Raw genomic sequence first — 25,385 nt, forward strand, 5'->3', positions numbered from 1 at the left:
CACCGGAATCACCCGGCATTCCCCGCGCAATGGTTTTACGGTTTCCTTCGTGCTCTCCCCGGTGATCGGCTTGTTGACACCGTCACTGGCGAAGTGACCTCCGCCAATTTGACGCCAGCACCGAGGCGTCAGGACCACACGACTTCGCCGTCCGCTTCAGCGCCATTCGTCAAGAGCGCATCCACGTCCACCGCATCCCGCTCCGCGTCCGTGACGTTGCGCAACGCCCCTCTGAGGAGCGGGACGGGGCGAGTTTGTAAAGATGATTTGCCCGACGGCGAAAGCAGAATATTTTTCGCAACAGGACTGGACAGCTTTTCAGGTGATTTGCCCGTCGGGCAAATTGGTCCCCCCTTCCGCCGCAACCTCGAAGCCGGTAGCAACCATTAACCGCTGGGCGGCTCTTCGGTCGGACGAGCGTGCTGGCGTGGATCGGGCGCTTCGTGCGCCGACGACAAGTGCCGCGCAGCACCTTCAAATTTGACGCGGTTCGACACCAGCGCTATTTGTTCGACCTCTCTGCGGCTTCAGTCGCCGTTGATCGTGAGCATCGCGCAGAGGAGGCAGGAATGGTGAAGACCATCGTTCGACTGGCCTTTGCGGCGAACCGGATGACGCGCCATCGTCCGATGCGGGGCGCAGATTGGCTCCTTGCCCTGCTTGCGGTTCTCTTCGCTGCGGGGTCTATCCAAGCGAGCCGTGCTGAAGGGTATCCCGAAAGAACGCTCAAGATCGTCGTTCCTTTCCCCGCCGGCGGGCCCACCGATGTTGTCGCTCGATTAATTGCTCAATCGCTTTCCTCCAAACTTGGCAAAGGCGTCATTGTCGAAAATCACCCCGGCGCCGGTGGAAGGATCGGTGCCAAGGTCGTCGCTACCGCGACACCGGATGGCTACACGTTGTTGCTCGGCGGAACCAACGTCAACGCGATCACCGGAGCAATCTATCGGGATATCGGCTTTGACCCGATCGAATCCTTCGTTCCGATCGCAGCCATCTGCGTCGACTCCCTGGTCCTGGCGATATCGCCCCGCGTGCCCGCGCAGACGTTCGGCGAGTTTGTCCAGTACGCGAAGGCCAATCCCGGAAAGCTGAAGTACGGCGCCTCTCCGGGCATATACACTCACTTTGCCGGCGAGTTCTTCAAGCTCAAGACCGGTACCGACATCCTGTTCGTGCCCTACAAAGGAGGCGCGCCGGCGGTTACCGATGTGCTGGGCGGGAACATCGAGATGGTGGTCAACAACAAGTCGAACCTGTTGACGTACCTCAAGGACGGAAAACTGAAGGCGCTGGCCGTGACCAGCCGTGCCCGTTGGCCGGAGCTGCCGCAGACCCCGACCATGAACGAGGTAGGAATCTTCGGCTTCCCGTCAGAAGTCCTATTCGGGTTGCTCGCTCCGGCAAAAACACCTGCGGCAATCATCCAGCTACTTAGCCGCGCCACCAACGAAGGACTACAGTCAGCAGAGCTCCGTTCCAGCCTGGATGCCGTCGGCGTGGAAGCGAGAATTGGAAGCGCAGAGGAGTTTTCCGCAGCGCTCGCCGAGCAGGCGCGCGAATGGAAAGCGGTTATCGACGAAACCGGCATCCAGGTGGAATAATCCGCTCGGTGCGCGTGCTCAATCAGTGTCCGCGACGGAACGAAATATTTGCGGTTCGAATTTTTCGGATTCCCGAACTGGTTTAGGCCGTCACCCTATCGCGGCCCACGCTGGAAGCGACACCGTCAGCCACTGTCTCGCAGCACGAGCTCGAAGCCGAGGTCGATGTGGCGCGGCCCGGTGCGCGTGAGGATAAGCTTCGCGGCGGTGCGCCCGATGGCGTCGCCGTGCACGCGGATGGTGCTCAGGCTTGGCTCGATCAGCCGGCCCATCTCCAGATCGCCGAGGCCGATGACGGCGACGGGCTGGTCGACGGCGGAACCAGGGCGCTGCAATCCGGCCCTTCGCAGCCCGGACATGAACCCGATGGCGTGGGCGTCGTTGGCCGCGAACACGGCGTCGACCCCCGGCAGCTCCGCGAGCGCGGCCACGCTGCCCGACGCGTTGCGCTCCAGGATCAGGCGGCGCGGACATTTCGCTCCGGCCTCCATGGCCGCGTCCCTGAATCCAAGCCAGCGGCGCGTGCCACGCGGATCGTCGCCGCCGATGAAAGCCAGGTTCTGGCGGCCCTGCGCCACCAGATGCCGCGCGACCGCAGCACCGGCCGCATAGTTGCTAAATCCGGCGACCGCATCGATCGGCGTCGCCGGAAGATCCCAGGTCTCCACCACCGGAATGCCCGCGCGCTGCAGCAACCGCGTGCCATCTTCTGTTGCGGGCGAACCCACCATGATGATCGCCTCGGGGCGGCGCGACAGCAACGCCGCCAGCATGTGATCTTCCCTCGCATCGTCATAGCGCGACTGCGCCAGGATCACGGCGTAGCCGAGCGGCTCCAGCTCGTCGGACAGGCCCTGCACGGTATCGGCGAAGATCGAATTCGCGATCGTCGGCACCAGCACGCCGACCGAGCTGGTACGGCTGCTCGCCAGCGACCCGGCCACGAGATTGGGCACATAGCCCAATTGCCGCATCGCCGCCTCGACCCGTCCCCGGGTCTGCGGCGCGACGAGGTCTGGCAGCCGCACCACGCGGCTGACGGTAATCGACGATACGCCGGCCAATTTGGCGACGGCGGAGAGGGTCGGGGCGGAACGGGATTCGCTGGGTTCGGCGGGGTTCATTGTTGTCAGTCTACCGAAATCCCCATGGGGAAAAAAAATGAGCGCGCCTTGCGCTAGATCAATGACAGCGCTAACATTGCCCGAAATCGAGCCATTATGCTCAATGACAACGCTATCATTTCCAGCGGCCTAAAGGAAGAAAATCGGGGGGGTGCCAGACCCCACCAGGCAGCAGCCCCCGCGAGGCAAGGAGACGCCCACGATGATTTCGGAACAGGATGTGCAGGCCTACAAGCGCGACGGCGTGGTCATCGTCCCCGACGTTCTGGGCGCGGCGACACTTGCCGAGGTGCGCAAGGTGATCGCGGAGCTGGTCGCAGGCTCGGCCGCAACGCTGGAGCACACCGACGTCTACGATCTCGAGCCGGGCCACACCGCCGAAAATCCAAAAGTCCGCCGCATCAAGGCGCCGCAAAAGGTGCACCCGATATTCGACGAGATCGTGCGCTCACCCGCCGTACTCGACATCCTGACCAAGCTGATCGGCCCCGGCTTGAGGCTGCACGGCTCCAAGCTGAACATGAAGTCGGCGCATTACGGATCGCCGGTGGAATGGCACCAGGACTGGGCGTTCTATCCGCACACCAATGACGACATTCTGGCGATTGGCGTGCTGCTGGACGATACCGATTTGTCCAACGGGCCGATGCTGGTTACGCCCCGCACCCATACCGGCGAGGTCTGGAATCACCACGGCGACGACGGCTGTTTCGCAGGGTTAATCGACCCCGACACGATCAGGAACGAGATCGAGCGTGCGGTGCCCTGCATGGGACGGGCCGGCAGCATGTCGTTCCACCATGTGCGGGCGCTGCACGGATCGGCGCTCAACACCTCGGATCGCTCGCGCAATCTCCTGCTCTATGAAGTCGCCGCCAGCGACGCCTGGCCGCTGATGGGGGTCAAGGATTTCGACGAGTTCAACAGCCGCCTGCTGTCCGGCGACGTCGTCGTGACGCCGCGCCTGACCGACGTTCCGGTGCGGATGCCGTTGCCGCCTGCCAAGCGGCAGGGATCGATCTACGAAACGCAGTCGGCGGCCAAGAAATCCTACTTCACCCGCGCGGCGTAATCTTCGCCAGAGCTTCCGCGCCACGCGCGGACGCCGACGGCTTCGATCAAAGAAAACAAAATGACAAAAAAGCAAAACGGGGGAAACGATGACGGAGATCAAGGCCGATAGTGCGACCCGCGCGCGGCTGCGCGTTATCCTGGCGGCCAGTATCGGGTCCGCGCTCGAATGGTACGACTTCTTCCTCTACGGCACCGCCGCGGCGCTGGTGTTCGGCGATCTCTTCTTTCCGAAGAGCGACCCGATCGTCGGCACCATGCTCGCCTTCCTGACCTTCGGCGTCGGCTTCGTGGTGCGGCCGATCGGCGGCATCCTGTTCGGCATCATGGGCGACCGGTTCGGCCGCAAGCCGGTGCTGGTGGCAACACTGCTGATGATCGGCATCGGCACCACCGCGATCGGTTTGTTGCCGACCTTCGCCCAGATCGGCTACTGGGCGCCGCTGGCGCTGGTCGCATTGCGTGTCGTACAGGGGCTCGGTGCCGGCGCCGAGTATGGCGGGGCGGTGATTTACCTCGTCGAGAATGCGCCGCCGAAGCATCGCGGCTTCTGGGGCAGTTTTGCGCCGCTCGGCGTGTCGGTCGGCAATCTGCTCGCGGCCGGGGCTTTCGCGCTGGTCACCTTGCTGCCGCGCGACGACCTGATGGCTTGGGGCTGGCGTCTGCCATTCCTCGCGAGCTTCCTGCTCATCCTGATCGGCATTTTTGTCCGGCTGAGGGTGGCGGAAACCCCGGTCTTTACCGAGGCGGTTCTCGCGCGCGGCAAGGTCGAACGCAACCCTGCGATGGAAGCGCTGCGCCGCCATCCGCGGAATTTCATGGTCGTGCTCGGGGCGCGACTGGCCGAAAACGGCCTGGGCTACCTGTTTCCCGTGTTCGGCCTGAACTATGTCGTCAATACCCTGGGCGTGCCGAGGGCCGACGCGCTGAGCGCGCTGATGCTCGCCTTCGTCGTCGAGCTGTTCACCATCGTGGGATTTGCCACGCTCTCCGATCGCATCGGACGGCGTCCGGTCTACATGTTCGGCGCCCTGGCGGGTGTCGTGTTTGCTTACCCCTTCTTCCTGCTGGTCGGAACCAAGGAGTGGATCTGGATCGCGGTCGCCTTCGTCGTCGCGCGGGCGGTGGTGACCGCGGCGATGTTCGGCCCGCAGGCGGCGTATTTCGCCGAACTGTTCCCACCGCAGCGGCGCTTCGCCGGGTTTGCTTTCGCCCGCGAACTGGGCTCGCTGCTGGCCGGCGGTCCGGCGCCTTTCGTGGCCACCGCGCTGGTGGCATGGTCCGGAACCTGGTGGCCGGTGGCGTGCTACGCCGCCATCCTGTCCGCACTAACCGCACTTGCGATCTGGGCAGGGCCTGAGACCTATCAGGAAAGCATCACGGTCGATAATACTGTGGATGGCAGGCTCCAGGCCGTGGCTGTGCCGATCCAGGCTTAGGCCATGGCGCAACAATTGCGCGTCCTGCAGTCGCTCTGGGCGATGGAGCGGCGGCGAGCCGATGGAATCGAGTGGCCGCTGCAGACACAGCTTGCGATGATCCGCGATGCCGGCTTCGACGGCGCCGGCGTCCGGTTCATTGATCCGGCCTTCGCCACCAAGGTGACCTGCTTCCTGCGCCAGCACGGCATGATCTGGCAGGCGCAATGCTATCCGACCTGCATCGATGACTTGAAACCGGTGCTCGAACTGGTGGCCAAGCTCGGCGCCGACCACGTCAACCTGCAGCCGAATGTCCGGCCACAGCGGCTCGAGCCATGCATTCCGCTGCTCGACGGCTGGCGGCGGCTCGCCGACGAGGCCGGCATCGCGCTGCATGTGGAAACCCACCGCGACCGCATGACCACCGACCTGTTCTTCACCTTGCAATTGCTGGACTGCTTTCCCGACCTGAGACTCACGGCGGACGTTTCGCATTATCTGGTCGGGCGCGAATTCGCCTGGCCCATCGACGAAGTCGATCACGCCTTGATCCATCGCATCCTGGACAATTCCTGGGGCATTCATGGGCGGATCGCGAGCCGCGAGCAGGTGCAGATCTCGCTGGGCTTTCCGCAGCACCAGGGCTGGGTCGCGCTGTTCATGGACTGGTGGGAATACGCCATCCGCTCGTGGCGGAAACGGGCGAAGCCGGACGCGGTGCTGACCTTCCTGTGCGAACTCGGTCCGCCGCCTTATGCCATCACCGGGCCCGATGGCAGCGAACTGTCGGACCGCTGGCAGGATGCGCTGGTCATGAAGGACATGGTGCGCTCGCTCTGGCAACGCATCGCTGATGAAGCCGGTCCCAAGCCAACCGCCTGATCAGGTATCCTGCTCGACGCCCGCTTCGTGCGGCGTGAATTGGTAGACCGACGAGCAGAACTCGCAGGTCACCACCACCTTGCCGTCCTTGACCATGGCGGCGCGGTCATCGGGCGCGAAGTTCTTGAGCATCGCCGACACCGCGTCGCGCGAGCAGGAACATTGCGCGCGCAAGGGTAGCGGTGCAAATACCCGAACGCCGCGCTCGTGAAACAGCCGGTACAGCAGCCGCTCACCCGACAGATCGGGATCGATCAGTTCGACATCCTCGACCGTGGAGATCAGCGACTGACCTTCGATCCAGGCATCGTCTTCCGCGACCGTGTGGGCAACAACGCCCTCCGGCGCATCGCCCGGATGCAAATCGGGCTGCCGGGCGCGCTCCGGCGCCTTGGGAAGAAATTGCAGCAGCAGGCCGCCGGCGCGCCAGCGATGTCTGGGGCCGCCGTCGCCGCCGCGCCACTCCTCGCCGACCGCCAGCCGCACCCGCGTCGGGATCTGTTCCGAGCGCAGGAAATATTCATGGGCGGCGTCCTCCAGGCTGCCGCCCTCCAGCGCCACCAGGCCCTGGTAGCGGCTCATGTCCGGCCCTTGGTCGATGGTCATGGCAAGATGACCCTTGCCGAGCAGCGCGCCGGAATCCTGACCGTCCTTGAGCCGTCCGGCATCGAAGCGCGCATAGGCGCGCAGGCGATCCGGGGCCTGGAAGTCGACGATCAGAAACGACACCGGACCGTCGGTCTGGGTCTGCAGGATGAAGCGGCCGTCGAATTTCAGCGATGAGCCGAGCAGCGTCGTCAGCACGATCGCCTCGCCGAGCAGCCGGCCGACCGGGGGCGGATAATCGTGCTTGGCCAGGAGATCGTCGAGCCCGGGACCGAGCCGGGTCAAGCGGCCGCGGAGATCGAGTTCGGCAACCTCGAACGGCAGCACCGCGTCGTCGACCGGAACCGCCGACGGCGCCCGGATCGGGGCTTGAGGCAGGTTTTTCATGACAGGGAATTGTGAGGTCATGGCGCTTTATCTGGGGTCGGCGGTCGCGAAACGAAAGGGGCCTGGGAGGCGTGAAAATATCTCCGCGAGTCGTCCCTGCGAACGCAGGGACCCATAACCACCGATGGCAGTTGCTGCATCAAGCCGCGGCTCCAGCTGTTGCTATAATAGACGCTTGTGGCTATGGGTCCCCGCGTTCGCGGGGACGACGATGGTATCTTTGCGCGGTGCCTACCCCACCGCCTCGAAACACCACGCCAGGATGCCCTTTTGCACGTGCAGGCGATTTTCGGCCTCGTCGAACACCACCGATTGCGGGCCGTCGATCACCTCGTCGGTGACTTCGTCGCCGCGATGGGCGGGCAGGCAATGCATGAACAGCGCGTCACGTTTCGCCAGCGCCATCAGCCTGGCGTTGACCTGATAGGGCTTCAGCAGATTGTGGCGGTGCTCGCCGTCCTTGTCACCCATCGAGAACCAGGTATCGGTGACCACGCAATCGGCGCCGCGTACCGCGGCTTCCGGATCGCTGCCGAGCACGATCGGCGCGGCCGTCGCCTTGATCCAGTCCCGCATCGCCTTGTTCGGCGCGAGCTCGGGCGGAGTCGCGACGTTGAGTTTGAACTTGAACCGCTCCGCCGCGTGCGCCCATGACGCCAGCACATTGTTGTCGTCGCCGGTCCACGCCACGGTGCGGCCCTCGATCGGACCGCGATGCTCCTCGAAGGTCATCAGGTCGGCCATCACCTGGCAGGGATGCGAGCGCCGGGTCAGCCCGTTGATCACGGGCACGGTGGCGTGGGCGGCAAGCTCGAGCAGCGCATCATGGTTGAGAATCCGGATCATGATGGCGTCGACGTAGCGCGACAGCACGCGCGCGGTATCGGCGATGGTCTCGCCGCGGCCGAGCTGCATTTCCGCCCCCGTCAGCATGATCGCCTCGCCGCCGAGCTGGCGCATGCCGACGTCGAACGACACCCTGGTGCGGGTCGACGGCTTTTCGAAGATCATGGCCAGGGTCTTGCCCTCGAGCGGCCGTTTCGGCTTCTCGCCCTGGCTCTTCGACGCCTTCAGCTTCGCCTTCATGGCGACGCTGGCCGCGAGCATGTTGCGCAACTCCTTGGTCGGGAGCTCGTTCAAATCCAGAAAATGACGCAATGCCTTGCTCATCGCCCCGCCGCCCGTTTCAACTGATCGCCGGACAGCGCCGTGCAGGCGCGATCGAGCCGCTGCACCGCTTCCTCGATCTCGGTCTCGGTGACGATCAGCGGCGGCAGGAACCGCACCACGTTTTCACCGGCGCCGACCGTGAGCAGGTTTTGCGCGCGCAGCGCCGTCACCAGATCGGCCGACGGCACCACCGCCTTCAGGCCGATCAGCAGCCCCTCGCCGCGGACTTCCGCCAGCACGTCCGGGTGACGATCAATCACGGAAGCGAGCTTCTGCTTGAGCAGCAGCGACATCTTCTGCACGTGCTCGAAGAAACCCGGCTTCAGCATGACGTCCAGCACGGCATTGGCCACGGCGACCGCGAGCGGGTTGCCGCCGAAGGTCGAGCCGTGCGAACCCGGCGTCATGCCGGCCGCGGCATCGGCGGTCGCCAGACACGCGCCGATCGGAAAGCCGCCGCCGAGCGCTTTCGCCAGCGGCATCACGTCCGGCGTGACGCCGAGGCGCTTATGGGCAAACAGCTCGCCGGTGCGGCCCATGCCGGTCTGCACCTCGTCGAAGATCAACAGCAGGCCCTTGTCGTCGCAGAGCTGGCGCAGCGCCTTGAAGAAGGCATGAGGGGCCGCGCGCACGCCGCCCTCGCCCTGCAGCGGCTCGATCAATATGCCGGCGGTGTGCGGGCCGATGGCTTTCTTGACGGCATCGAGATCGCCGAGCGGCACCTGATCGAAACCATCCATCGGCGGGCCGAAGCCCTCGAGGTATTTGGCCGAGCCGGTGGCCGCCAGCGTCGCCAGCGTTCGCCCGTGGAACGCGCCCTCGAAGGTGATGATCCGGTAGCGCTCCGGGTTGCCCTTGGCGGCGTGATATTTGCGCGTGATCTTGATCGCGCATTCCATCGCCTCGGCGCCGGAATTGGCGAAAAACACCAAGTCGGCGAAGCTCACCTCGCACAGCCGCGCCGCGAGCCGCTCGCCGTCGGGACTCTTGAACAGGTTCGACATGTGCCACAGCTTGGTCGCCTGCTCCTGCAGAGCCGCGACCAGATGCGGATGGCAGTGGCCCAGCGCGTTCACCGCGACGCCGGAGGTGAAATCGAGGTAGCGCTCGCCGTTGGTCGCGATCAGCCACGCCCCTTCGCCGCGCTCGAAACCGAGATCGACCCTGGCGAATACCGGAAGCAGATGCGACGTCGCGCTCTTGGTCATGACAATCACTGAGGGTTAGGACCGGCCGCAATGCGCGCATTGGCGCCATCGCATCGACAACCCGTCCCGGAAAACAAAACGTGCCGCCTTTTAGGGGCGGCACGTGGAACTATTCTATGCGCACGGCGATAACTGTCAACCGGTCGGTGCCCGGCCCGTAAACACCCGGTGTCGCGGAAAGATCGCATTGCAAGCCTTAAGTGACGGAACATGTGGACGCACCCACGCCTACTCTTGCGCGGGAGTCACGCCATATTGTAGCTTCTTCCCTGTCGGGTACGACATCTCGTGCGGTAGTGCTATTCCTCTAAGTCTCAAATGTTAGGCGTAAACGTTCGGGCGCGCTTTCCGCGCCCGACGAGGGCTAAGGGATTCTGCTGGCAGGGATTTTTTAGAGCTTTGGCATCGCAGCGCTACCCCGAAATCGGCCGGCGCGAGCGAAGGAAAGAATGCGATGACGGTATTGACCTGGTCCGACGATCGCGTCGAGCAACTGAAGAAACTCTGGGAAGCCGGGCTGTCGGCGAGTCAGATTGCCGCAGAACTCGGAAATGTGACCCGAAATGCCGTGATCGGCAAAGTCCACCGGCTCGGCCTTTCCGGCCGCGCCAAGAGTCCGTCCTCGGCGGCGCCGCGCCAGCGCAAGGCCCGTCCGGCCCAGCACATGATGCGGGTGTCGCGCCCGGTCTCGCGCGGCAATACCGCGCTGGCCCATGCCTTCGAAGTCGAACTGGAGCCGGATCCGGTCGCCTATGACAACGTCGTGCCGATGAGTCAGCGGCTGTCGCTGCTGGAACTGAACGAGGCCACCTGCCACTGGCCGATCGGCGACCCCTCCAGTTCGGAATTCTTCTTCTGCGGCGGCAAGGCGCTGACCAGCCTGCCCTATTGCGCGCATCACTCGCGCATCGCCTATCAGCCGGCCAGCGACCGTCGCCGCCAGATGCCGAAGCCGACCAGGTAGATATTCCCTCACCCCGCTCCTGCGGGGAGAGGCAAGAAAACCGCCGAAAACCGAAAGGTGGTTTTCCGTCATTGCGAGGAGCGTAAGCGACGAAGCAATCCAGCTTTCCGCTATGCCGTGCAATGGATTGCTTCGCTGCGCTCGCAATGACGACGGCTGAAGCAATCCCCCCTGGACTATTCCACCTTGGCGAAGCGATCGTCGAGCGCATAGCCGGCGCCGCGCACGGTGCGGATCGGATCCTGCTCGCGGCCCGGGTTGAGCAGTTTGCGCAAACGGCCGATATGCACATCCACGGTGCGCTCGTCGATATAGATATCGCGACCCCAGACGCTGTCGAGCAACTGCTCGCGGCTGAACACGCGGCCGGGATGCTCGAGGAAGAACTCCAGCAGCCGGTATTCGGTCGGACCGAGATCGACCGGACGGCCCGAGCGGGCGACGCGGCGCTTCTCGCGATCGAGTTCGATGTCACCATAGGTGAGCACGGTTGCAAGGCGCTCGGGACTGGCGCGGCGCAGCAGGCCGCGCACCCGCGCCAGCAATTCCGGCACCGAGAACGGCTTGACGATGTAATCGTCGGCCCCGGTGGCAAGCCCCCTGACCCGCTCGCTTTCCTCGCCCCGCGCGGTCAGCATGATGATGGGAAGCTGCCGGGTCTCCGGGCGCGCCCGCAAGCGCCGGCACAGCTCGATCCCCGACAGGCCGGGCAGCATCCAGTCGAGTACGATCAGATCGGGAACGCGCTCCTTCAGACGGGTGTCGGCGTCATCGCCGCGCCCGACCGTTTCGACGTCATAGCCTTCGGCGTCGAGGTTGTAACGCAGCAGCGTGGTAAGCGCTTCCTCGTCTTCCACCACCAGAATGCGCGCGCTCATGTGCGTAGCCTTCTCTCGTGTTTCAATTTCCGGGAACAGTCGTGGCAAAGGTTGTCATGTCGCCCTTCGGGCGCTTGTCGAGTATCTGCTGGCCTTCGATCATGTAGAACACGGTTTCCGCGATATTGGTGGCGTGATCGCCGATCCGCTCGATGTTCTTGGCGCAGAACATCAGATGGATGCAGAAACTGATGTTGCGCGGATCTTCCATCATATAGGTCAGAAGTTCGCGGAATAGCGAGGTGCAGATGGCGTCGACCTCCTCGTCGCCCTTCCAGACCGTCATCGCCGCGGGCAGATCGTGCGCGGCGTAGGCGTCGAGCACGGATTTCACCTGCGACTGCACGAGATCGGTCATGTGCTCGAGGCCGCGGATCAGCTTCAGCGGCTGAAAATCGCTCTCCAGCGCCGCGACCCGCTTGCCCATGTTCTTGGCGAGGTCGCCGATCCGCTCGAGATCGGTTGCGACCCGCATCGCGCCGACGATCTCGCGCAAATCCACCGCCATCGGCTGGCGCCGCGCGATGGTCGATACCGCGCGCTCCTCGATCACGCGCTGCAGATTGTCGATTTCGGCGTCGGCGGCGACGACACGCTGGCCGAGCGCGACGTCGCGGCGGATCAACGCATCGACGGATTCGACGATCATACGCTCGGCAAGACCGCCCATTTCCGCGACCAGCCGGGTCAATTCCTGCAGGTCGCTGTCAAACGCCTTGGCGGTATGGTCTGATTGCATTCCAATTCTCCCGCGATTTGCGCGTCAGCCGAACCGGCCGGTGATGTAGTCCTGCGTGCGCCGATCGTTCGGCGAGGTGAATATCTTGTTGGTTTCGTCGAATTCAATGAGCTCACCGAGATACATGAAGGCGGTGCGGTCCGACACGCGGGCCGCCTGCTGCATGTTGTGGGTGACAATCACGATGGTGTAGTCGGTCTTCAACTCGTCGATCAGTTCCTCGATCTTGGCCGTTGAAATCGGGTCGAGCGCGGAGCACGGCTCGTCGAACAGGATCACTTCCGGGCGCACCGCGACGGTACGGGCGATGCACAGCCGCTGCTGCTGGCCGCCGGAGAGGCTGAGGCCGTTGGCGCTGAGTTTGTCCTTGACCTCGCTCCACAACGCCCCTCGCTGCAGGGCCTGTTCAACGCGGCCGTCCAATTCGGATTTGGGCAGTTTCTCGTACAGCCGGATTCCAAAGGCGATGTTCTCGTAGATCGACATCGGAAATGGCGTCGGCTTCTGGAACACCATTCCTATCCTGGCCCTCAGCAAATTCAGATCCAGCCCGGGCTCGAGGATGTCCTTGCCCTCGAACAGGACCTGACCTTCGGCACGCTGGCCGGGATATAGATCATACATCCGGTTGAGAACGCGAAGCAGCGTTGACTTGCCGCAGCCCGACGGGCCGATAAAGGCGGTGGCCTTGTTCGCATAAAGCGGAAGACTGACACCCTTGAGTGCCTTCGTCTCCCCGTAATAGAAATTCAGGTTTCGGATCGCGATCTTTTCCTTAAGCACGGAACCGTCCCCCGGGTGTGGCGCGGCGACAGGCGCGGTTTTGGCGGTTGCGACGTTCATGATGCTTTCCTCGTTCCTGTCAGCGAGCGCGCCACGATGCTCATTGCCAGCACCGCGAGCGTGATGATCAGCGCTCCGGTCCAGGCCAGATCCTGCCAGTCCTTGTAGGGGCTCAGCGCGAACTGAAATATGACAGACGGCAAACTCGCCATCGGCGCATTCAGATTCGTGCTGTAAAACTGGTTGTTGAGGGCGGTAAACAGCAGCGGCGCGGTTTCACCGCTGATGCGGGCAATCGCGAGCAGCAGCCCTGTGATGATTCCGGATCTCGCCGCCCGATAGGCGATCTGCCTGATCATGAGCGACCGCGGCAAGCCGATCGAAGCCGCCGCTTCCCGCAGCGTATCGGGGACCAGCGTCAGCATGTCCTCGGTGGTTCGAACCATCACCGGGACCACGAGCACCGACAGCACAACGGCGCCGGCTATTCCCGAAAAATGGCCCATCGGACGAACCATGACGTAATAAATGAACAGGCCGACCACGATCGACGGCGCGCTGAGCAGGATATCGTTGATGAACCGAACCAGGCTGGTGAGGTAGGTATGGCGGCCATATTCGGCCATGTAGGTTCCGGCGAGGATGCCGATCGGAGCGCCGATCAGAAGCGCCAATCCCGTCATGATCAGGCTGCCGACGATGGCGTTGAGCAGTCCGCCCACCGCTCCCGGCGGGGGCGTCATTTCGGTGAAGACGCGAAGCGATAGTCCGCCAAACCCATGCCAAAACAGCACCCCGAGAATGAGCGCCAGCCAGGTCAGACCAACGAACGTCGCGGCATAGGACGCAACGGCGGCGAGCACGTTGCGGCGGCGCCGCGACGCGTAAAGCGAGGCGTCCATCAGCCGATCCTCCGATTGATCCGGAGCAGCAGGTAGCGCGCGATCGCCAGAACGATGAAGGTGATGATGAAAAGAATGAGACCGAGAGCGATCAGCGACGACGTATAGAGATCGCCGACCGCCTCGGTGAATTCGTTGGCTATCGACGCCGAGATCGTGGTGCCGGGCGCAAGCAGGGACGTCGAGATCTTGTGGGCGTTTCCGATCACGAAAGTGACCGCCATGGTTTCGCCGAGCGCCCGACCCAGCCCCAGCATCACGCCGCCAATGACGCCGATGCGGGTGAACGGCAGCACGACATAGCGCCAGACCTCCCACTGGGTCCAGCCCAGCCCGTATGCGGCTTCCTTCAGAACCGGCGGAACCGCGTCGAAGACGTCACGTGAGATCGACGTGATAAAGGGCAATACCATGATCGCGAGGATCAGGCTCGCTGTCAGAATTCCGATGCCGAAAGGCGGCCCTGCGAACAGAGTGGAAAGGACCGGTATATTTTCAAAGGCCGCAATTATTGGCGGCTGGACATATTGCTGCAGGAAGGGTGCGAATACGAACAGGCCCCAGATCCCGTAGATGATGCTCGGGATGCCCGCCAGCAATTCGATGGCGATGCCGATGGGACGACGCAGCCACATCGGACAAAGCTCGGTGAGGAACATGGCGATCATCAGCCCAAACGGCACCGCGATCAGCATGGCGATCAACGAGGTAACGATCGTGCCGTAGATCGGCGCCAGAGCTCCGAATTTGTCGGTAACCGGGTTCCAGCTCTGTGTCGTGAGGAAACCAAATCCAAATTCCTGCAGCGCCGGCAGCGCGCCCAGAAACAGCGACACGATCACGCCGCCAAGGACCATCAGCACCAATAAAGCTGCGGTCTTGGTAATGCGATGGAAAACGATGTCACCGATCCGGAGCCTGTTGAGTACCCTGGCCCGCTCAGCCACATCCTGCACGTCCACCCCGGTCTCCTGCCAAGCCACATCGACCACGTTGCACCTCCCATGCACTCACTGAAAATCAGGAACCCGGGCAAGCCGAACCGAAGCGGCTTTCCGAATGTGAGAGCGGGGAGGCATCGCGTCCCCGCTCTCGTTGACTTCAGTTGGAGGCGGAGAACAGCGGCTTGCCACTGCCGTCCTTGATTTCGGCCGTCCACATCTTCTGGATGGCCGTCACCACCTTGTCCGGCATCGGAACGTAGTCCAGTTCCTCGGCCATCTTGGAGCCCTTCTTGTAGGCCCAGGCGAAGAACTTCAGCGCCTCGGTGGCGGCGGCTGGATCTTGCGGCTGGGTATGGATCAGAATGAACGTAGCGCCGGCGATCGGCCAGGATGTGGCGCCCGGCTGATCCGTCAGAATGACGTAGTAATGGTCAGCCTTTTCCCAATCCGCGTTCGCCGCGGCAGCCTGGAACGCCGCTGCACTGGGCTCGACGGCCTTGCCGTCCTTGTTGATCATGCTGACCGAGGTCATCTTGTTTTGCTTGGCGTAGGCATATTCGACGTAGCCGATGGCGCCCTTGGTGTTGGCGACGTTGTTGGCCACGCCCTCATTGCCCTTGGCGCCAATGCCGGCCGGCCATTCAACCGAAGTGTTCGCGCCGACCTTCGATTTCCAGTCCGCGCTGACCTTCGAAAGGTAGTCGGTCCAGATGAAAGTGGTGCCGGAGCCGTCCGAGCGATGGACGACGACAATCGCGTGCTTGGGAAGCTTCGCGGAGGGATTCAACTTGGCAATCGCCTCATCATCCCACGACTTGATGTCGCCCAGGAAAATCTTCGCCAGCGTCACACCGTCGAGCTTGAGATCGCCGGGCTTGACGCCTTCGAGGTTGACCACCGGCACGTCTCCGCCAACGACCGTCGGAAACTGAACGAGTCCCGATTTGGTCAGGTCCTCCGGCTTCAGCGGCATGTCGGACGCGCCGAAGGTCACGGTCTTGGACTGGATTTGCTTGATCCCGCCGCCCGAACCGATCGACTGATAGTTCATGCCGTTGCCGGTTTCCTTCTTATAGGCATCGGCCCATTTGGCGTAGATCGGGTAGGGGAACGTGGCGCCCGCGCCGGAGATATCCAGCGCGCGGACGGGTAATGTCGAAGCGGCCACAAGGCCGGCAGCAACAAGGCTTTTGAGGAAATTCACGGGCTTTCTCCATGTTGAGCGGGGCGCGCTGTGGGGACCGGTCGCGCTCCGAGGCCGCTTCTATAGAGGGGCGTCGTAGACCTAATATTGCAGTTACATGACAGTCATGTGACGGGAACTCGGCCACGCTTTTGCCGGGCGTTTATGTGATTTGGGCCTCGAAAAGCACCGGAAATAGCGAAATTTCACCGGTTTGGAACCGGATCGGCGCATTTTTTCGGCTTGCGATGGATGACCCACCGAAACGGCGGCGGAGCGGAAGGGTCCCGCCTCCCCGTCCGGGGACGGCATTCCGGGCGGGTGCAGGTTGCAGGGGTATGGTCCGGTAGCCGATCCGGGCGCAAAATGAGATCAAGCCGCCCGCACGTTCGACAGGAAGCCCTCGACCGCGGATTTCAGATGATTGCTTTCGGTCGAAAGCGACCGCGCCGCCTGCAGCACCTGGGTCGACGCCGAGCCGGTCTCGACCGCCCCGGTGTTTACATTCGTGACAATGGACGCCACGTCGGCCGTTCCCTTTGCGGCCTCACCGACGCTGTGCGCAATTTCACGGGTCATCTCAGCTTGCGCTTCCACCGCCTCGGAAATTTCGGTCGCGATCGTCGAAATCTGACCGATCGTGGTACTGACGTCCTGGATCGCCCCCACAGAGTCGGTGGTTGCCGCCTGCATCCCGGTGATCTGGGATTCGATTTCCTCGGTCGCCTTGGCGGTCTGGGCCGCAAGCGCCTTCACCTCCTGCGCCACGACAGCAAAACCGCGGCCGGCTTCACCCGCGCGCGCGGCTTCGATCGTTGCATTCAGGGCCAGCAGATTGGTCTGCTCCGCGACCGACGAAATCAACTGCACGACGTCGCCGATGCGAGCCGCAGCCTGGGTAAGGTCCGCGATGCGTGCATCCGCTTTTCCTGCGCGCATGACGGCTTCGTCAGCGATCTTGCGCGATTCGCCGACCCGTACCGCGATATTCTGGACCGAGGACCTCAGCTCGGACGCCGAAATTGCCACCGATTGAACGTTTGTCGAGGCTTCCTCGGAAGACGCGGCGACCGTCGCCGAAAGGCGCCGGGTGTTTTCCGCCGTCGTCGTCAACGCATGCGCGGCGCTTTCGAGCATTGTCGCGTTCGAGGACACCGCCTGGATGATGGCGCCCAATGTCGTCTCGAATTCGTCGGCAAGCCGTTGCATCGTCAGTTTGCGCTCGGCGCCAGCCTGCTCATCGGCAAGACGCTTTTCATCCTGTTCGGCCTTGGCCTTCTCTACCGCCATCACCTTGAAATTTTCGACCGCCTTGGCGATGTCGCCGATTTCATCCAGACGGTCGATCCCCGGCAGCACGACATCCAGCCGTCCGGTCGCAAGCTCGCGCATCGCCTCGGCAAGCCGCAGCAGCTGCCGGGTCGCCAGACGAGCGCCGAAGAAGGCCAGCGGCAAAACGACGACAAGGGCCAAGAGCGCCTTGAGCGCAAGCGACCAGGCGAATGCGAGCTTCGCCGCTTCGATCTCCTTCAGGCTGGAGACAAAGGCCACCGTCATTCCTTCCCCGACGTCGCTCGGCAGATAAACCACGCGAGCCTGAGAGGGCGTGTCGCCGACGGCGAAATCGACGGTGGTTGGCGAACCGTTCGAGGCGGTCTGGAGTGCCTGAGGCGGCAGGACGATCGGAATACCCTTGCCGAAGGTCGATGCCGTCACCTTGGCGTGGGAAACGAAGACGACCTCCATGCCGGTTCGCTTCTTTAATTCTTCGGCGGATGCCTCGTTGAAATACGAGCCAACCTTCACGGTCCCGATGACGCGGTCCCCGGAAATGATGGGCCGGACGCTGTCTTCAGCCGCCTCGCCCGATGTCGGCGATACCGTCAGGCCGCCGGCGGGTTTGCCTGACAGCGCCATCCGAATCTGGGGCTGGGAGGACTTGTCGTCGCCCCGCTTTGCCGGGTTATGCCCGCGTTGCAGGACGATACCTTTGTCATCCGTCAGCTCCAGTGCGGCCAGGGCGGGATCGGCGCCATGGATGGCCTTGAATTCGCGCAGGGTCACGGCTTCGAGTTCTTTGGCGTCGCGTTTTTGCAATGCACCGACGATATCGGGATGACGGCCGAGAATGTCTGAGTACACCTTCATGCGGTCGCCGACGGCCCCCAGGGCTGCAAGACCATCGTCTGCCGCAGCCTTCAAGACGTCCCTGTGGCCCTGATCGAGCGTCTTGCTCATGGCGTCATAGGACAGGGCGCCAGCCGTAATCACCCCGGCGGTGAACATCACGGCGGCGGCGGCGCCGGCCTGTACCTTGAGCGACCGAAGAGAGGAGGCCATCTAATTAACCTTCGTTAAAAAAAACTTCTGTCAAAACAGACCCAGATTAGACACCAAACCTTAACAAAGGCGATCTGGCCGGACCGGGCAGACCCGCCTTCATACCAGCGTCACCGAGCGGCAATATTTGTCGTCAGGTCCGGCACAAACATAACGGCCTCGAAAGCTCGATGGATTGGACAACGGGGTCGCGGCAGCATGAATGGACCGGGATTTGTCGCGGCTGCGTGCCCGAGGCCATGACCGGCGCAGCCGCCATCGCGACGGCCAGCGCAATCCCGGCTGCTGACTGCTGCAAAATCCTGCACCTGCGACAGCAAACCATCAAGCGCGCAAATCATCGCGATCTTTCGCCGGAAATTCGCGCGATGTTTTACTTTTCTTTCGCCCGTGCTAGTGGGGCGAACTCTGGCATGCACCCACGCGTGAGATAGGAATCATATGCTTCGCATCATCGTTCTTTCGGCGGTCGCTGTAGTCTCGGTTGGCCTATCGGCAGCAAATGCGGAGTCATTGCCTCGTGCATCGGCAAAATCTCCCGGGGAAATTGCAGTCGCCAGCCGGCTGATGGCGGAGAAACAGGAGGGCTGCCGACTTGAGGCCAAGCGGCAGAAATTGACGTTTTTCAAACGCCGCGGTTTTATTCGCCGATGCATGAAGAGTAAGTCTTAGCCATTTCGGGCGTGACAATCAGCGCGGGGGCGCGCGGATGCGTTGGCACGCCGCCAAAGGCGGATCGTTTCACATTCGGCGGTGTGGCTACGCCACTCTTTGTTTGGGCAGAAATATATTTTGCAGGTCGAGCTTGGCGATTGGAACGGGCCGGCCAAACAGATAGCCCTGCACCAGGTCTACCCCAGCCCCACGCATGTATTCGAACTGTTCCTCGGTCTCGACCCCCTCGGCCGTGGTAACGGTGCCGAGACCCTGGGCCAGGGCGAGCGTCGAGGCCACCACGGCCTTGCAATCACGGCGGCTGAGAACGCCCTGTGTGAACGACTTGTCGATCTTGATCTTGTCGAAGGGAAAATTGGTCAGATAGCTCACGGAAGAATATCCGGTGCCGAAATCATCGAGCGCCACGGAGACCCCGAGGTTCTTCAGCTGCCGTATCGTCGTCAGATGCGCTTCCTGGTTTTCAAGAAGGGCGGTTTCCGTGACCTCCAGTTCCAGCCGTCCGGGCGCAAGACCGGTCTCCAGCAGGGTGCGCAACACGACGTCGAACAGGTTTCCCTTTTTGAACTGGACCGCCGAGATATTGACGGCGACCTTGACGTTCGCAGGCCACGACGTCGCATCCGTACAGGCCTGCCGCAGAATCCATTCCCCGAGCGGCGCTATCAGGCCCGTTGATTCCGCAAGGGGGATGAACCGGTCCGGCGCAACAAGACCCTCGATCGGGTGCTTCCAGCGAACCAGCGCCTCAACGCCGCAAAGCAATCGCGTCTTGGCGTCCACCACCGGCTGGTAGTGAAGCTCGAATTCATCTCGCGCGATCGCGCTCCGCAGTTCGCTTTCCGCCAATTTCTGCGTATTGGCAGCCTCGAGCATTTCAGGCCGGAATACCCGGAAATCGTTTCTTCCACTGGCTTTGGCGTCATAGAGTGCAAGATCCGCTCTCTTCAGCAGCCCCTCGGGGTCAATCTCATGTTCCGGGGCCAGCACAATGCCAATACAGGCTCCTACGCTGGCCTGATTGCCGTTGAGATCAAATGGCTGGGTAACGGCGCTGATGATTCTCAGCGCGAGCGCAGTAGCCCCCTCGTGCTGATCGGATTCACCCTCCTGGATGATCGCAAATTCGTCGCCGCCCAACCTCGCCAGCACGTCGGTTTCCCGAATCGTGGACTGCAGACGTCTGCCTACCTCGACGAGCAATTGGTCTCCGGCGGGATGTCCCAGCGTGTCGTTGACCTCCTTGAATTCATCGAGGTCGAGCATCATCACGGTGACCGCACCACCATTCCGCTTGAGGCGCTTGCATGCTTCTTCGAGCCTGGCATTGAATTCTGCGCGGTTTGCAAGGCCGGTCAGCACGTCGTGCCGCGCCAGGTGAATGATCTCGGCTTCCGCCCGCCGCCGATCGGTGATGTCCTCGTGCGTCGCGAGCCACCCGCCGTCAGCCATTGGCTGTCGGGTGATGAGCATGAAGCGCCCATCGGCAAACTCGTCGACCCTGCTTGTTGTCGCGTCTTTCGGAATCTGACTGAGTGAGGCAATCTTGGCCTGGGTGGCAGAATCGCTTGTCTCGCCCTTGAGAATGCCGCGGGAGATGCGATCGGCGATGATCGCGTCGTGGGGCGTGCCGACCTTCAGCAAATCCGGCGATATTTGATACAGCCGCGCATAACGTTCATTCCAGACCACGAGCCGCTTCTGGCCGTCGAACATGCAAAGCCCCTGCGTCATATTGCTCAAAGCCGCGTCGAATTGCATGTTGATGCGCGACAGTTCGGTGGCCTGCCGAAAGATATCGGTCTCGCGGCGTAGCCGTTCGGTGGTATCCTCATGGGTGGCTACCCATCCGCCATCCGAAAGCAGACGGCTGGTGATTTGAATTGAACGTCCGCCCCCAGCGCTAATGGTGATGGATTCCCCGCGCACCGCACGCTCCAGGAGTTGGGAACAATGTTCATCGATATCGCCCAGCAACGATCCCGTTTGCTTTCGATGCGCCACCAGATCGCGAAAATCGCAACCCGGCTTCGCCGTGTCGGGCGACAGACCGTACATCTCGATATATCGCCGGTTGCAAACGACGAGCCGGTTGGATTGATCGAACAGCGTCAGGCCCTGCGTCATATTGTCGACGGCAGTGTCGAGACGCTGCTTTTCCAACGCCAGTCGACGCTGGGCTGATTGGTGCTGCCACGACAGCCGCCGAACGATCAGAACCAGGAGGACGGCGACGATGATCGCGGAAAGACCGGCGGCGACAACCATGAATTTGGTTTGCGCCCGCCAATCGGCAAGTGCGGAAGCCACCGTCGTCGTCGCTATAACAGACAGTGGAAATCGACTTAAGCTCTGAACGGCGGCCAGTCGATCCTGGCCATCGACGGGACTGATCAGCCGCCTGGTGCCGTGATCCAGATCCAGCAAAGCCGCTGCCGCGGGCACCGTCCTGAAATTCTTGCCGATCGTCTCTTCGACGTGGGGATAGCGCGCCAGTCTCGCTCCATCATGATGGAACATGGAAATCGTGGCATCTTTTCCCAGCGCCACCGAGGAAAAAAATTCTTCAAATTTGGCCGGTGCAACGGCCCGCGAAACGACGCCCAGAAACTCACCGCTCGGCCCGCTCACCTTGCGGGTGATGAGCGTTCTCCAGCCCCCGGAAAACCGGCTCCGCACCAGTTCGATCTGGGGCTGTGTCGCCTCCGAGCTTGATTTGAGAGCCTTGAAATACGCGCGATCGGCGATGTTGACGGCCGGGACGACCGACACTTCCGACGAATTGATCAGGTCTCCCGCGGAGTCATAGATATTGAAACCAGCGATTTTATGGGAATCACCAACCCTGGCCTTCAACAGCAGGTGCATTTCGCTCGCGGACATCTGGCGCTTGAATTCGTCTGCAGACGCGATTCCGGCCTGATGTACCTGTGCAATGATGTCGTTCAAGGGAACTTCGGCATCGCCGAGTTGCTGATCGAAATGATGAGCGAGCAGCCAAACGGTATTTTCCAGCTCGCGTTTGCTGCTTTCAAGCGCCTGATCGCGGAAATTGCCGACCATGATCACGGTCCCGATCGCGATTGCCGCGATCAGCAGGATGCCGCAACCGACAAGCCAGCGAATTGGATCGCGTCGGCCCGGCAATTCACCGTCGCTGAAATCGGCTGTTCCAGCCACGGCTTCGCGGCGCGCAGGGCTGATATCTGGAAGCGGCTTCTGCATTTTCGCTCTCCCCGGCAGACTTCAATACAGTCCGTGGGTAGAGGTCGCGTTAGCAATATGGGTTAGCTAGATGTTAATCCGGAGCCTTTCCGGGCAGCGCGAGGCGCGATTCAGGTCGAATCCGGGATCTTGGCCTGGGGAAAGCAGGCGGTAAAAGTGGCGCCGTGTTTCAGCACGCTCTCGATCAAAAGCCGGCCGCGATGACGGTTAACAATATGTTTGACCAGCGACAGACCAAGCCCGGTTCCACCCTGGGCGCGGCTGTCGCCGACATCCACCCGATAGAACCGTTCGGTGAGCCGCGGCAGGTGCTCGGGCGCGATGCCTGGGCCGAAATCGCGCACGATGACCCGTACCTCCGGAGCGCCCTCGCCGGACATCGCCGAGGTGAGGGAGACGATGACCTTGCCGCCGGACGCGCCATATTTCAGCGCGTTTTCGATCAGGTTCTCGAACAGCCGCAGCAACTCCTCGCGATCGCCGGCGATCGAAACCGGCGCATCCGGCAGATCGATGTCGATGACGACCTGGCGTTCGCGCGCCAGCGGCTCCAGCCCGTCGGCGACCTGCCGGATGATCGGAACGATATCCACCAGCGTATCCGGGCGGACGTGGGCCGAGAGTTCGACCCGCGACAGCGACAGCAGATCGTCGATCAGCCGTGCCATCCGCGTCGCCTGGGTATGCATGATGCCGAGAAAACGTTCGCGCGCCTTGGCGTCGTCCTTGGCCGGCCCCTGCAGCGTATCGATGAAGCCCGACAGTGCCGCCAGGGGGGTACGCAATTCATGGCTGGCATTGGCCACGAAATCGGCGCGCATCTCCTCGACCCGACGCAGCGGCGTTTGGTCGTGGAACGTCATCAGCATGCATTTATCGGTGCCGCCGAACAGCGTCGGGACCGGGACCGGGGTGATGATCAGTTCCATCCAGCGATCCACCGGCACGTGATCGAGATAGGTCGCGCGACGGGCTTCCGTCGTCGCGATGGCTTCGCGGAGCGCGGTGATGATCTCGGGCGAACGCAACGCAAATTGGGCGAGCTCATTCCTGCGCAGCGCCGGCGCCAGCTGTGCGGCGGCCGCATTGAGGTGGATGACGCGGCCGGCGCGGTCCAGCAAGACGGCCGGATCCGGCATGCCGGCGACGATGGCGCTGACGGCAGCGGTTTCAACCGGGTTGACCCCGCGGACATCTTCGCGGGACGCAGCGGCATTGTGTAGTCGCCACGGCACCAGCGCCGCCGCGGCGATACAGGCAAAAACGGCGGTGGCGCGCAGCGGTGACAATCCGCCGAACGCGACCAGCACCGTCAGAGCCAGACCGGCGGCGAGCAGGATGATCGCCGAATGCCTCAACCGATCCGGCCACGGCGAAAAGAAGGAAGAAGGAGAATCGTCTATAGCCATCAGGCCGGCTCCCATCCCATTCGGGTCCGTATCGTCAGGAGCCGGTATCCCCACGCTCTCGCACGTAAACGGCTTCGCGCTTCGGCTCGGCGCCAGCGCCTGGCGTCACCCGCGGCAGGCGTTTCAGCCGCGCACTGAGGATAACCTCCCGAAACGTCAGTAAGATTACAGATATGACGAATGGAGCAAGATAGTAGAGGAGGCGGAACAGCAGCATTCCCGCAAGCAGGTCTTCCCGGTCCATCTGCCACAGACCGACCAGCATGGCGGCGTCGAAGACGCCGAGCCCGCCAGGGGAGTGGCTGGCGAAGCCCAATAGCGTCGCCGAAACGAAAATCACCGCCACAACGACGAAGCCCAAATTGGGTTCGTCCGGCACCAGTTCGTACATCGCCAGGGCACAGAAGCCCAGATCGACGATTCCAATCGCGATCTGCAGCAGCGTCAGCGGTCCGCCAGGCAGCCCCACCGTCCATGGCCCGCGGCCAACGTTGCGCGGTCGCGTCCATACCCAGACCACATACGCCACCAGGGCGATGATGATGGCGAAGGCGGCCAAGCGATTGAACCAGGGCGGCAGCTGATCGATCGCCGCGGCGGCTTCCGGATGATAGGCGATTCCCAGCCCCAGCACCGCGGCATTGCCGAGCCAGAACGTCAGGCCAGCGAGAAAACAGATCTTGGCGACGTCGATCGCGTTCAGCCCCCAGGCCGAATAGATGCGATAGCGTACCGCGCCGCCGGTAAAGACGCTGGCGCCGACATTGTGCCCGATCGAATAGCTGCTGAAGGCTGCGAGCGCGTTGATGCGATAGGGGATGTCGTTTCGGCCGATCGCGCGCACCGCGAACAGATCATAGAAGGTCAATGTGAAATAGCCCGCGGCCACGAACAGCGCCGCCAGCGCGATCGAACGGGGCTCGGTCCCCTTGATGGCCTCGATGACCTCGCCGACATCGATGCCTCGGAGCATGTGATACAGCACGTAGCACGCGATCCCGATGACCGTGACGCTGATCGCAACGCCTAACTTGTGCAGGATTTGCCTCTGGCGCAGAACCGAGATCGCCCTGCGTATTGCTTCCAGCATCTAGACCTCGAACTACGATCCCACGACGATAGCGCTATGCGGACCTTGCCGCCACCGCGCCATACTTGCTCCCCGGCGTCATGTGGTAGCTTGTTTTGGGCCGGAGTGGAATTCGCTTGATGCGAATAAAACGCGTTCCTTCAATATATTAGGGGATCGCTGGCGGCGGAATCCGTGGTTTTGCTGCATTCGCTCCGACAGCGCCGAAATCCCCACGCGCAAGCCTGCGCGCGAGGGGTGAAGTTTTCGTGATTTCAGGCGGCCGGTCTTGCCGGCAGCCGCTGAAAAAACAACAGATCGAGTTCCGGCGCCTCACCGACCAGCCCGGTCAACACCGCATGGACCTGCCCGCGGTGGTGGGTTTGGTGATTGAACCAATGCGCCAGCGCCGGGGCCAGTTGCTGCTCGAATGGCTCGGGCGAGGAGACGCGGCGGTATTTGATCGTCCTCGCGATGCGTGCGTCATCGAGGCCATCGACAAAATCGACGATCCGGCGATCCTCGACCTCGCGCGCCGCAAGAAGTTCGTCGAACGTCTCGAACAGGATCGCATCCAGCCGGCCGGGTGCGTCGCCCACCCCGGTGAACCGCTGCATCCAGATCCGGTCGGTCACCAGCAGATGGTTCAAGGTACCGTGGACCGATTTGAAGAAGGCGCCGCGGTCGGCGCGGTATTGCTCCGGGGAGAGCCGGGCTGCGGCCGCATAAAGTCGGCCATTGGCCCAGGCATTGTAGTGACCGAACATCCGATAATGAGCTACGGGGCTTATGGGCATCTCG

21 protein-coding genes are annotated in these 25,385 nt (G+C 62.6%); 6 read left to right on the plus strand and 15 right to left on the minus strand.

The window, feature by feature from the left end:
* Positions 1-569 precede the first annotated feature (569 nt).
* Positions 570-1,604, plus strand: coding sequence for a tripartite tricarboxylate transporter substrate binding protein (locus tag E8A46_RS04960; protein WP_291558246.1), 1,035 nt, complete (start codon positions 570-572; stop codon positions 1,602-1,604).
* Positions 1,605-1,729: 125 nt separating this feature from the next.
* Here E8A46_RS04960 and E8A46_RS04965 read toward each other — a convergent pair whose 3' ends face one another.
* Entirely contained in the window at positions 1,730-2,728 is a 999-nt protein-coding gene (locus tag E8A46_RS04965; RefSeq protein WP_291558249.1) for a LacI family DNA-binding transcriptional regulator, read from the minus strand.
* A 202-nt stretch (positions 2,729-2,930) separates the two neighbouring features.
* Between E8A46_RS04965 and E8A46_RS04970 the strand changes: the two genes are divergently transcribed.
* From E8A46_RS04970 to E8A46_RS04980, 3 genes are all read left to right on the plus strand, one after another.
* Positions 2,931-3,800, plus strand: a complete 870-nt coding sequence (locus E8A46_RS04970; RefSeq protein ID WP_291558252.1) for a phytanoyl-CoA dioxygenase family protein — start codon at positions 2,931-2,933, stop codon at positions 3,798-3,800.
* 88 nt (positions 3,801-3,888) lie between these two features.
* On the plus strand, positions 3,889-5,238 hold the full coding sequence (locus E8A46_RS04975) for an MFS transporter (protein WP_291558255.1): 1,350 nt from the start codon (positions 3,889-3,891) through the stop codon (positions 5,236-5,238).
* A gap of 3 nt (positions 5,239-5,241) precedes the next feature.
* Positions 5,242-6,102, plus strand: coding sequence for a sugar phosphate isomerase/epimerase (locus E8A46_RS04980; protein ID WP_291558258.1), 861 nt, complete (start codon positions 5,242-5,244; stop codon positions 6,100-6,102).
* On the opposite strand, the gene E8A46_RS04985 is transcribed toward E8A46_RS04980, so the two are convergent.
* From E8A46_RS04985 to E8A46_RS04995, 3 genes are all read right to left on the minus strand, one after another.
* Positions 6,103-7,116 (minus strand): Hsp33 family molecular chaperone, encoded by a 1,014-nt coding sequence (locus tag E8A46_RS04985; protein ID WP_291558261.1) that lies wholly within the window; start codon positions 7,114-7,116, stop codon positions 6,103-6,105. It lies immediately after the preceding gene.
* A 210-nt stretch (positions 7,117-7,326) separates the two neighbouring features.
* Positions 7,327-8,265 (minus strand): ornithine carbamoyltransferase, encoded by a 939-nt coding sequence (gene argF / locus E8A46_RS04990; RefSeq protein WP_291558263.1) that lies wholly within the window; start codon positions 8,263-8,265, stop codon positions 7,327-7,329.
* Positions 8,262-9,473 carry an aspartate aminotransferase family protein gene (locus E8A46_RS04995; protein WP_291558266.1) on the minus strand — a complete coding sequence of 404 codons (1,212 nt, stop codon included), beginning with the start codon at positions 9,471-9,473 and terminating at the stop codon, positions 8,262-8,264. The genes argF and E8A46_RS04995 overlap by 4 nt, the downstream gene beginning before the upstream one ends.
* A gap of 454 nt (positions 9,474-9,927) precedes the next feature.
* Between E8A46_RS04995 and E8A46_RS05000 the strand changes: the two genes are divergently transcribed.
* On the plus strand, positions 9,928-10,437 hold the full coding sequence (locus tag E8A46_RS05000; protein WP_291558269.1) for a GcrA family cell cycle regulator: 510 nt from the start codon (positions 9,928-9,930) through the stop codon (positions 10,435-10,437).
* A gap of 176 nt (positions 10,438-10,613) precedes the next feature.
* Here E8A46_RS05000 and phoB read toward each other — a convergent pair whose 3' ends face one another.
* From phoB to E8A46_RS05035, 7 genes are all read right to left on the minus strand, one after another.
* Positions 10,614-11,315 (minus strand): phosphate regulon transcriptional regulator PhoB, encoded by a 702-nt coding sequence (gene phoB, locus E8A46_RS05005; RefSeq protein ID WP_213740010.1) that lies wholly within the window; start codon positions 11,313-11,315, stop codon positions 10,614-10,616.
* A 22-nt stretch (positions 11,316-11,337) separates the two neighbouring features.
* Positions 11,338-12,054: a phosphate signaling complex protein PhoU gene (gene phoU / locus E8A46_RS05010; RefSeq protein ID WP_291558274.1), complete on the minus strand. Its 717-nt coding sequence runs from the start codon at positions 12,052-12,054 to the stop codon at positions 11,338-11,340.
* 24 nt (positions 12,055-12,078) lie between these two features.
* Positions 12,079-12,897: a phosphate ABC transporter ATP-binding protein PstB gene (gene pstB, locus E8A46_RS05015; RefSeq protein WP_291558277.1), complete on the minus strand. Its 819-nt coding sequence runs from the start codon at positions 12,895-12,897 to the stop codon at positions 12,079-12,081.
* Positions 12,894-13,739 carry a phosphate ABC transporter permease PstA gene (gene pstA / locus E8A46_RS05020; protein WP_291558280.1) on the minus strand — a complete coding sequence of 282 codons (846 nt, stop codon included), beginning with the start codon at positions 13,737-13,739 and terminating at the stop codon, positions 12,894-12,896. Before pstA ends, pstB begins: the two co-directional genes overlap by 4 nt.
* Complete coding sequence (gene pstC, locus E8A46_RS05025; protein WP_291558334.1) at positions 13,739-14,722, minus strand: phosphate ABC transporter permease subunit PstC; 984 nt, start codon at positions 14,720-14,722, stop codon at positions 13,739-13,741. The genes pstA and pstC overlap by 1 nt, the downstream gene beginning before the upstream one ends.
* Before the next feature lie 118 nt (positions 14,723-14,840).
* Complete coding sequence (gene pstS / locus E8A46_RS05030; RefSeq protein WP_291558283.1) at positions 14,841-15,887, minus strand: phosphate ABC transporter substrate-binding protein PstS; 1,047 nt, start codon at positions 15,885-15,887, stop codon at positions 14,841-14,843.
* Between the two features lie 351 nt (positions 15,888-16,238).
* A complete protein-coding gene (locus E8A46_RS05035; protein WP_291558286.1) occupies positions 16,239-18,206 on the minus strand; it encodes a HAMP domain-containing methyl-accepting chemotaxis protein in 1,968 nt (655 codons plus the stop codon).
* A 441-nt stretch (positions 18,207-18,647) separates the two neighbouring features.
* Between E8A46_RS05035 and E8A46_RS05040 the strand changes: the two genes are divergently transcribed.
* Complete coding sequence (locus E8A46_RS05040; protein WP_291558289.1) at positions 18,648-18,878, plus strand: hypothetical protein; 231 nt, start codon at positions 18,648-18,650, stop codon at positions 18,876-18,878.
* 87 nt (positions 18,879-18,965) lie between these two features.
* Here the strand turns inward: E8A46_RS05040 and E8A46_RS05045 are convergent, their stop codons facing one another.
* The 4 genes from E8A46_RS05045 to E8A46_RS05060 form a co-directional block, all read right to left on the minus strand.
* Entirely contained in the window at positions 18,966-22,106 is a 3,141-nt protein-coding gene (locus E8A46_RS05045) for an EAL domain-containing protein (RefSeq protein WP_291558291.1), read from the minus strand.
* A gap of 110 nt (positions 22,107-22,216) precedes the next feature.
* The gene (locus E8A46_RS05050; protein ID WP_291558293.1) at positions 22,217-23,515 is read right to left on the minus strand and encodes an ATP-binding protein; all 1,299 of its coding nucleotides are present in this window, start codon (positions 23,513-23,515) and stop codon (positions 22,217-22,219) included.
* A 34-nt stretch (positions 23,516-23,549) separates the two neighbouring features.
* The gene (locus E8A46_RS05055) at positions 23,550-24,605 is read right to left on the minus strand and encodes a lysylphosphatidylglycerol synthase domain-containing protein (RefSeq protein ID WP_291558295.1); all 1,056 of its coding nucleotides are present in this window, start codon (positions 24,603-24,605) and stop codon (positions 23,550-23,552) included.
* 254 nt (positions 24,606-24,859) lie between these two features.
* Positions 24,860-25,381, minus strand: a complete 522-nt coding sequence (locus tag E8A46_RS05060; RefSeq protein WP_291558297.1) for a DinB family protein — start codon at positions 25,379-25,381, stop codon at positions 24,860-24,862.
* Positions 25,382-25,385: the final 4 nt, after the last annotated feature.

It is taken from the genome of Bradyrhizobium sp. (genome assembly GCF_004799445.1).
GTDB lineage: Bacteria > Pseudomonadota > Alphaproteobacteria > Rhizobiales > Xanthobacteraceae > Bradyrhizobium.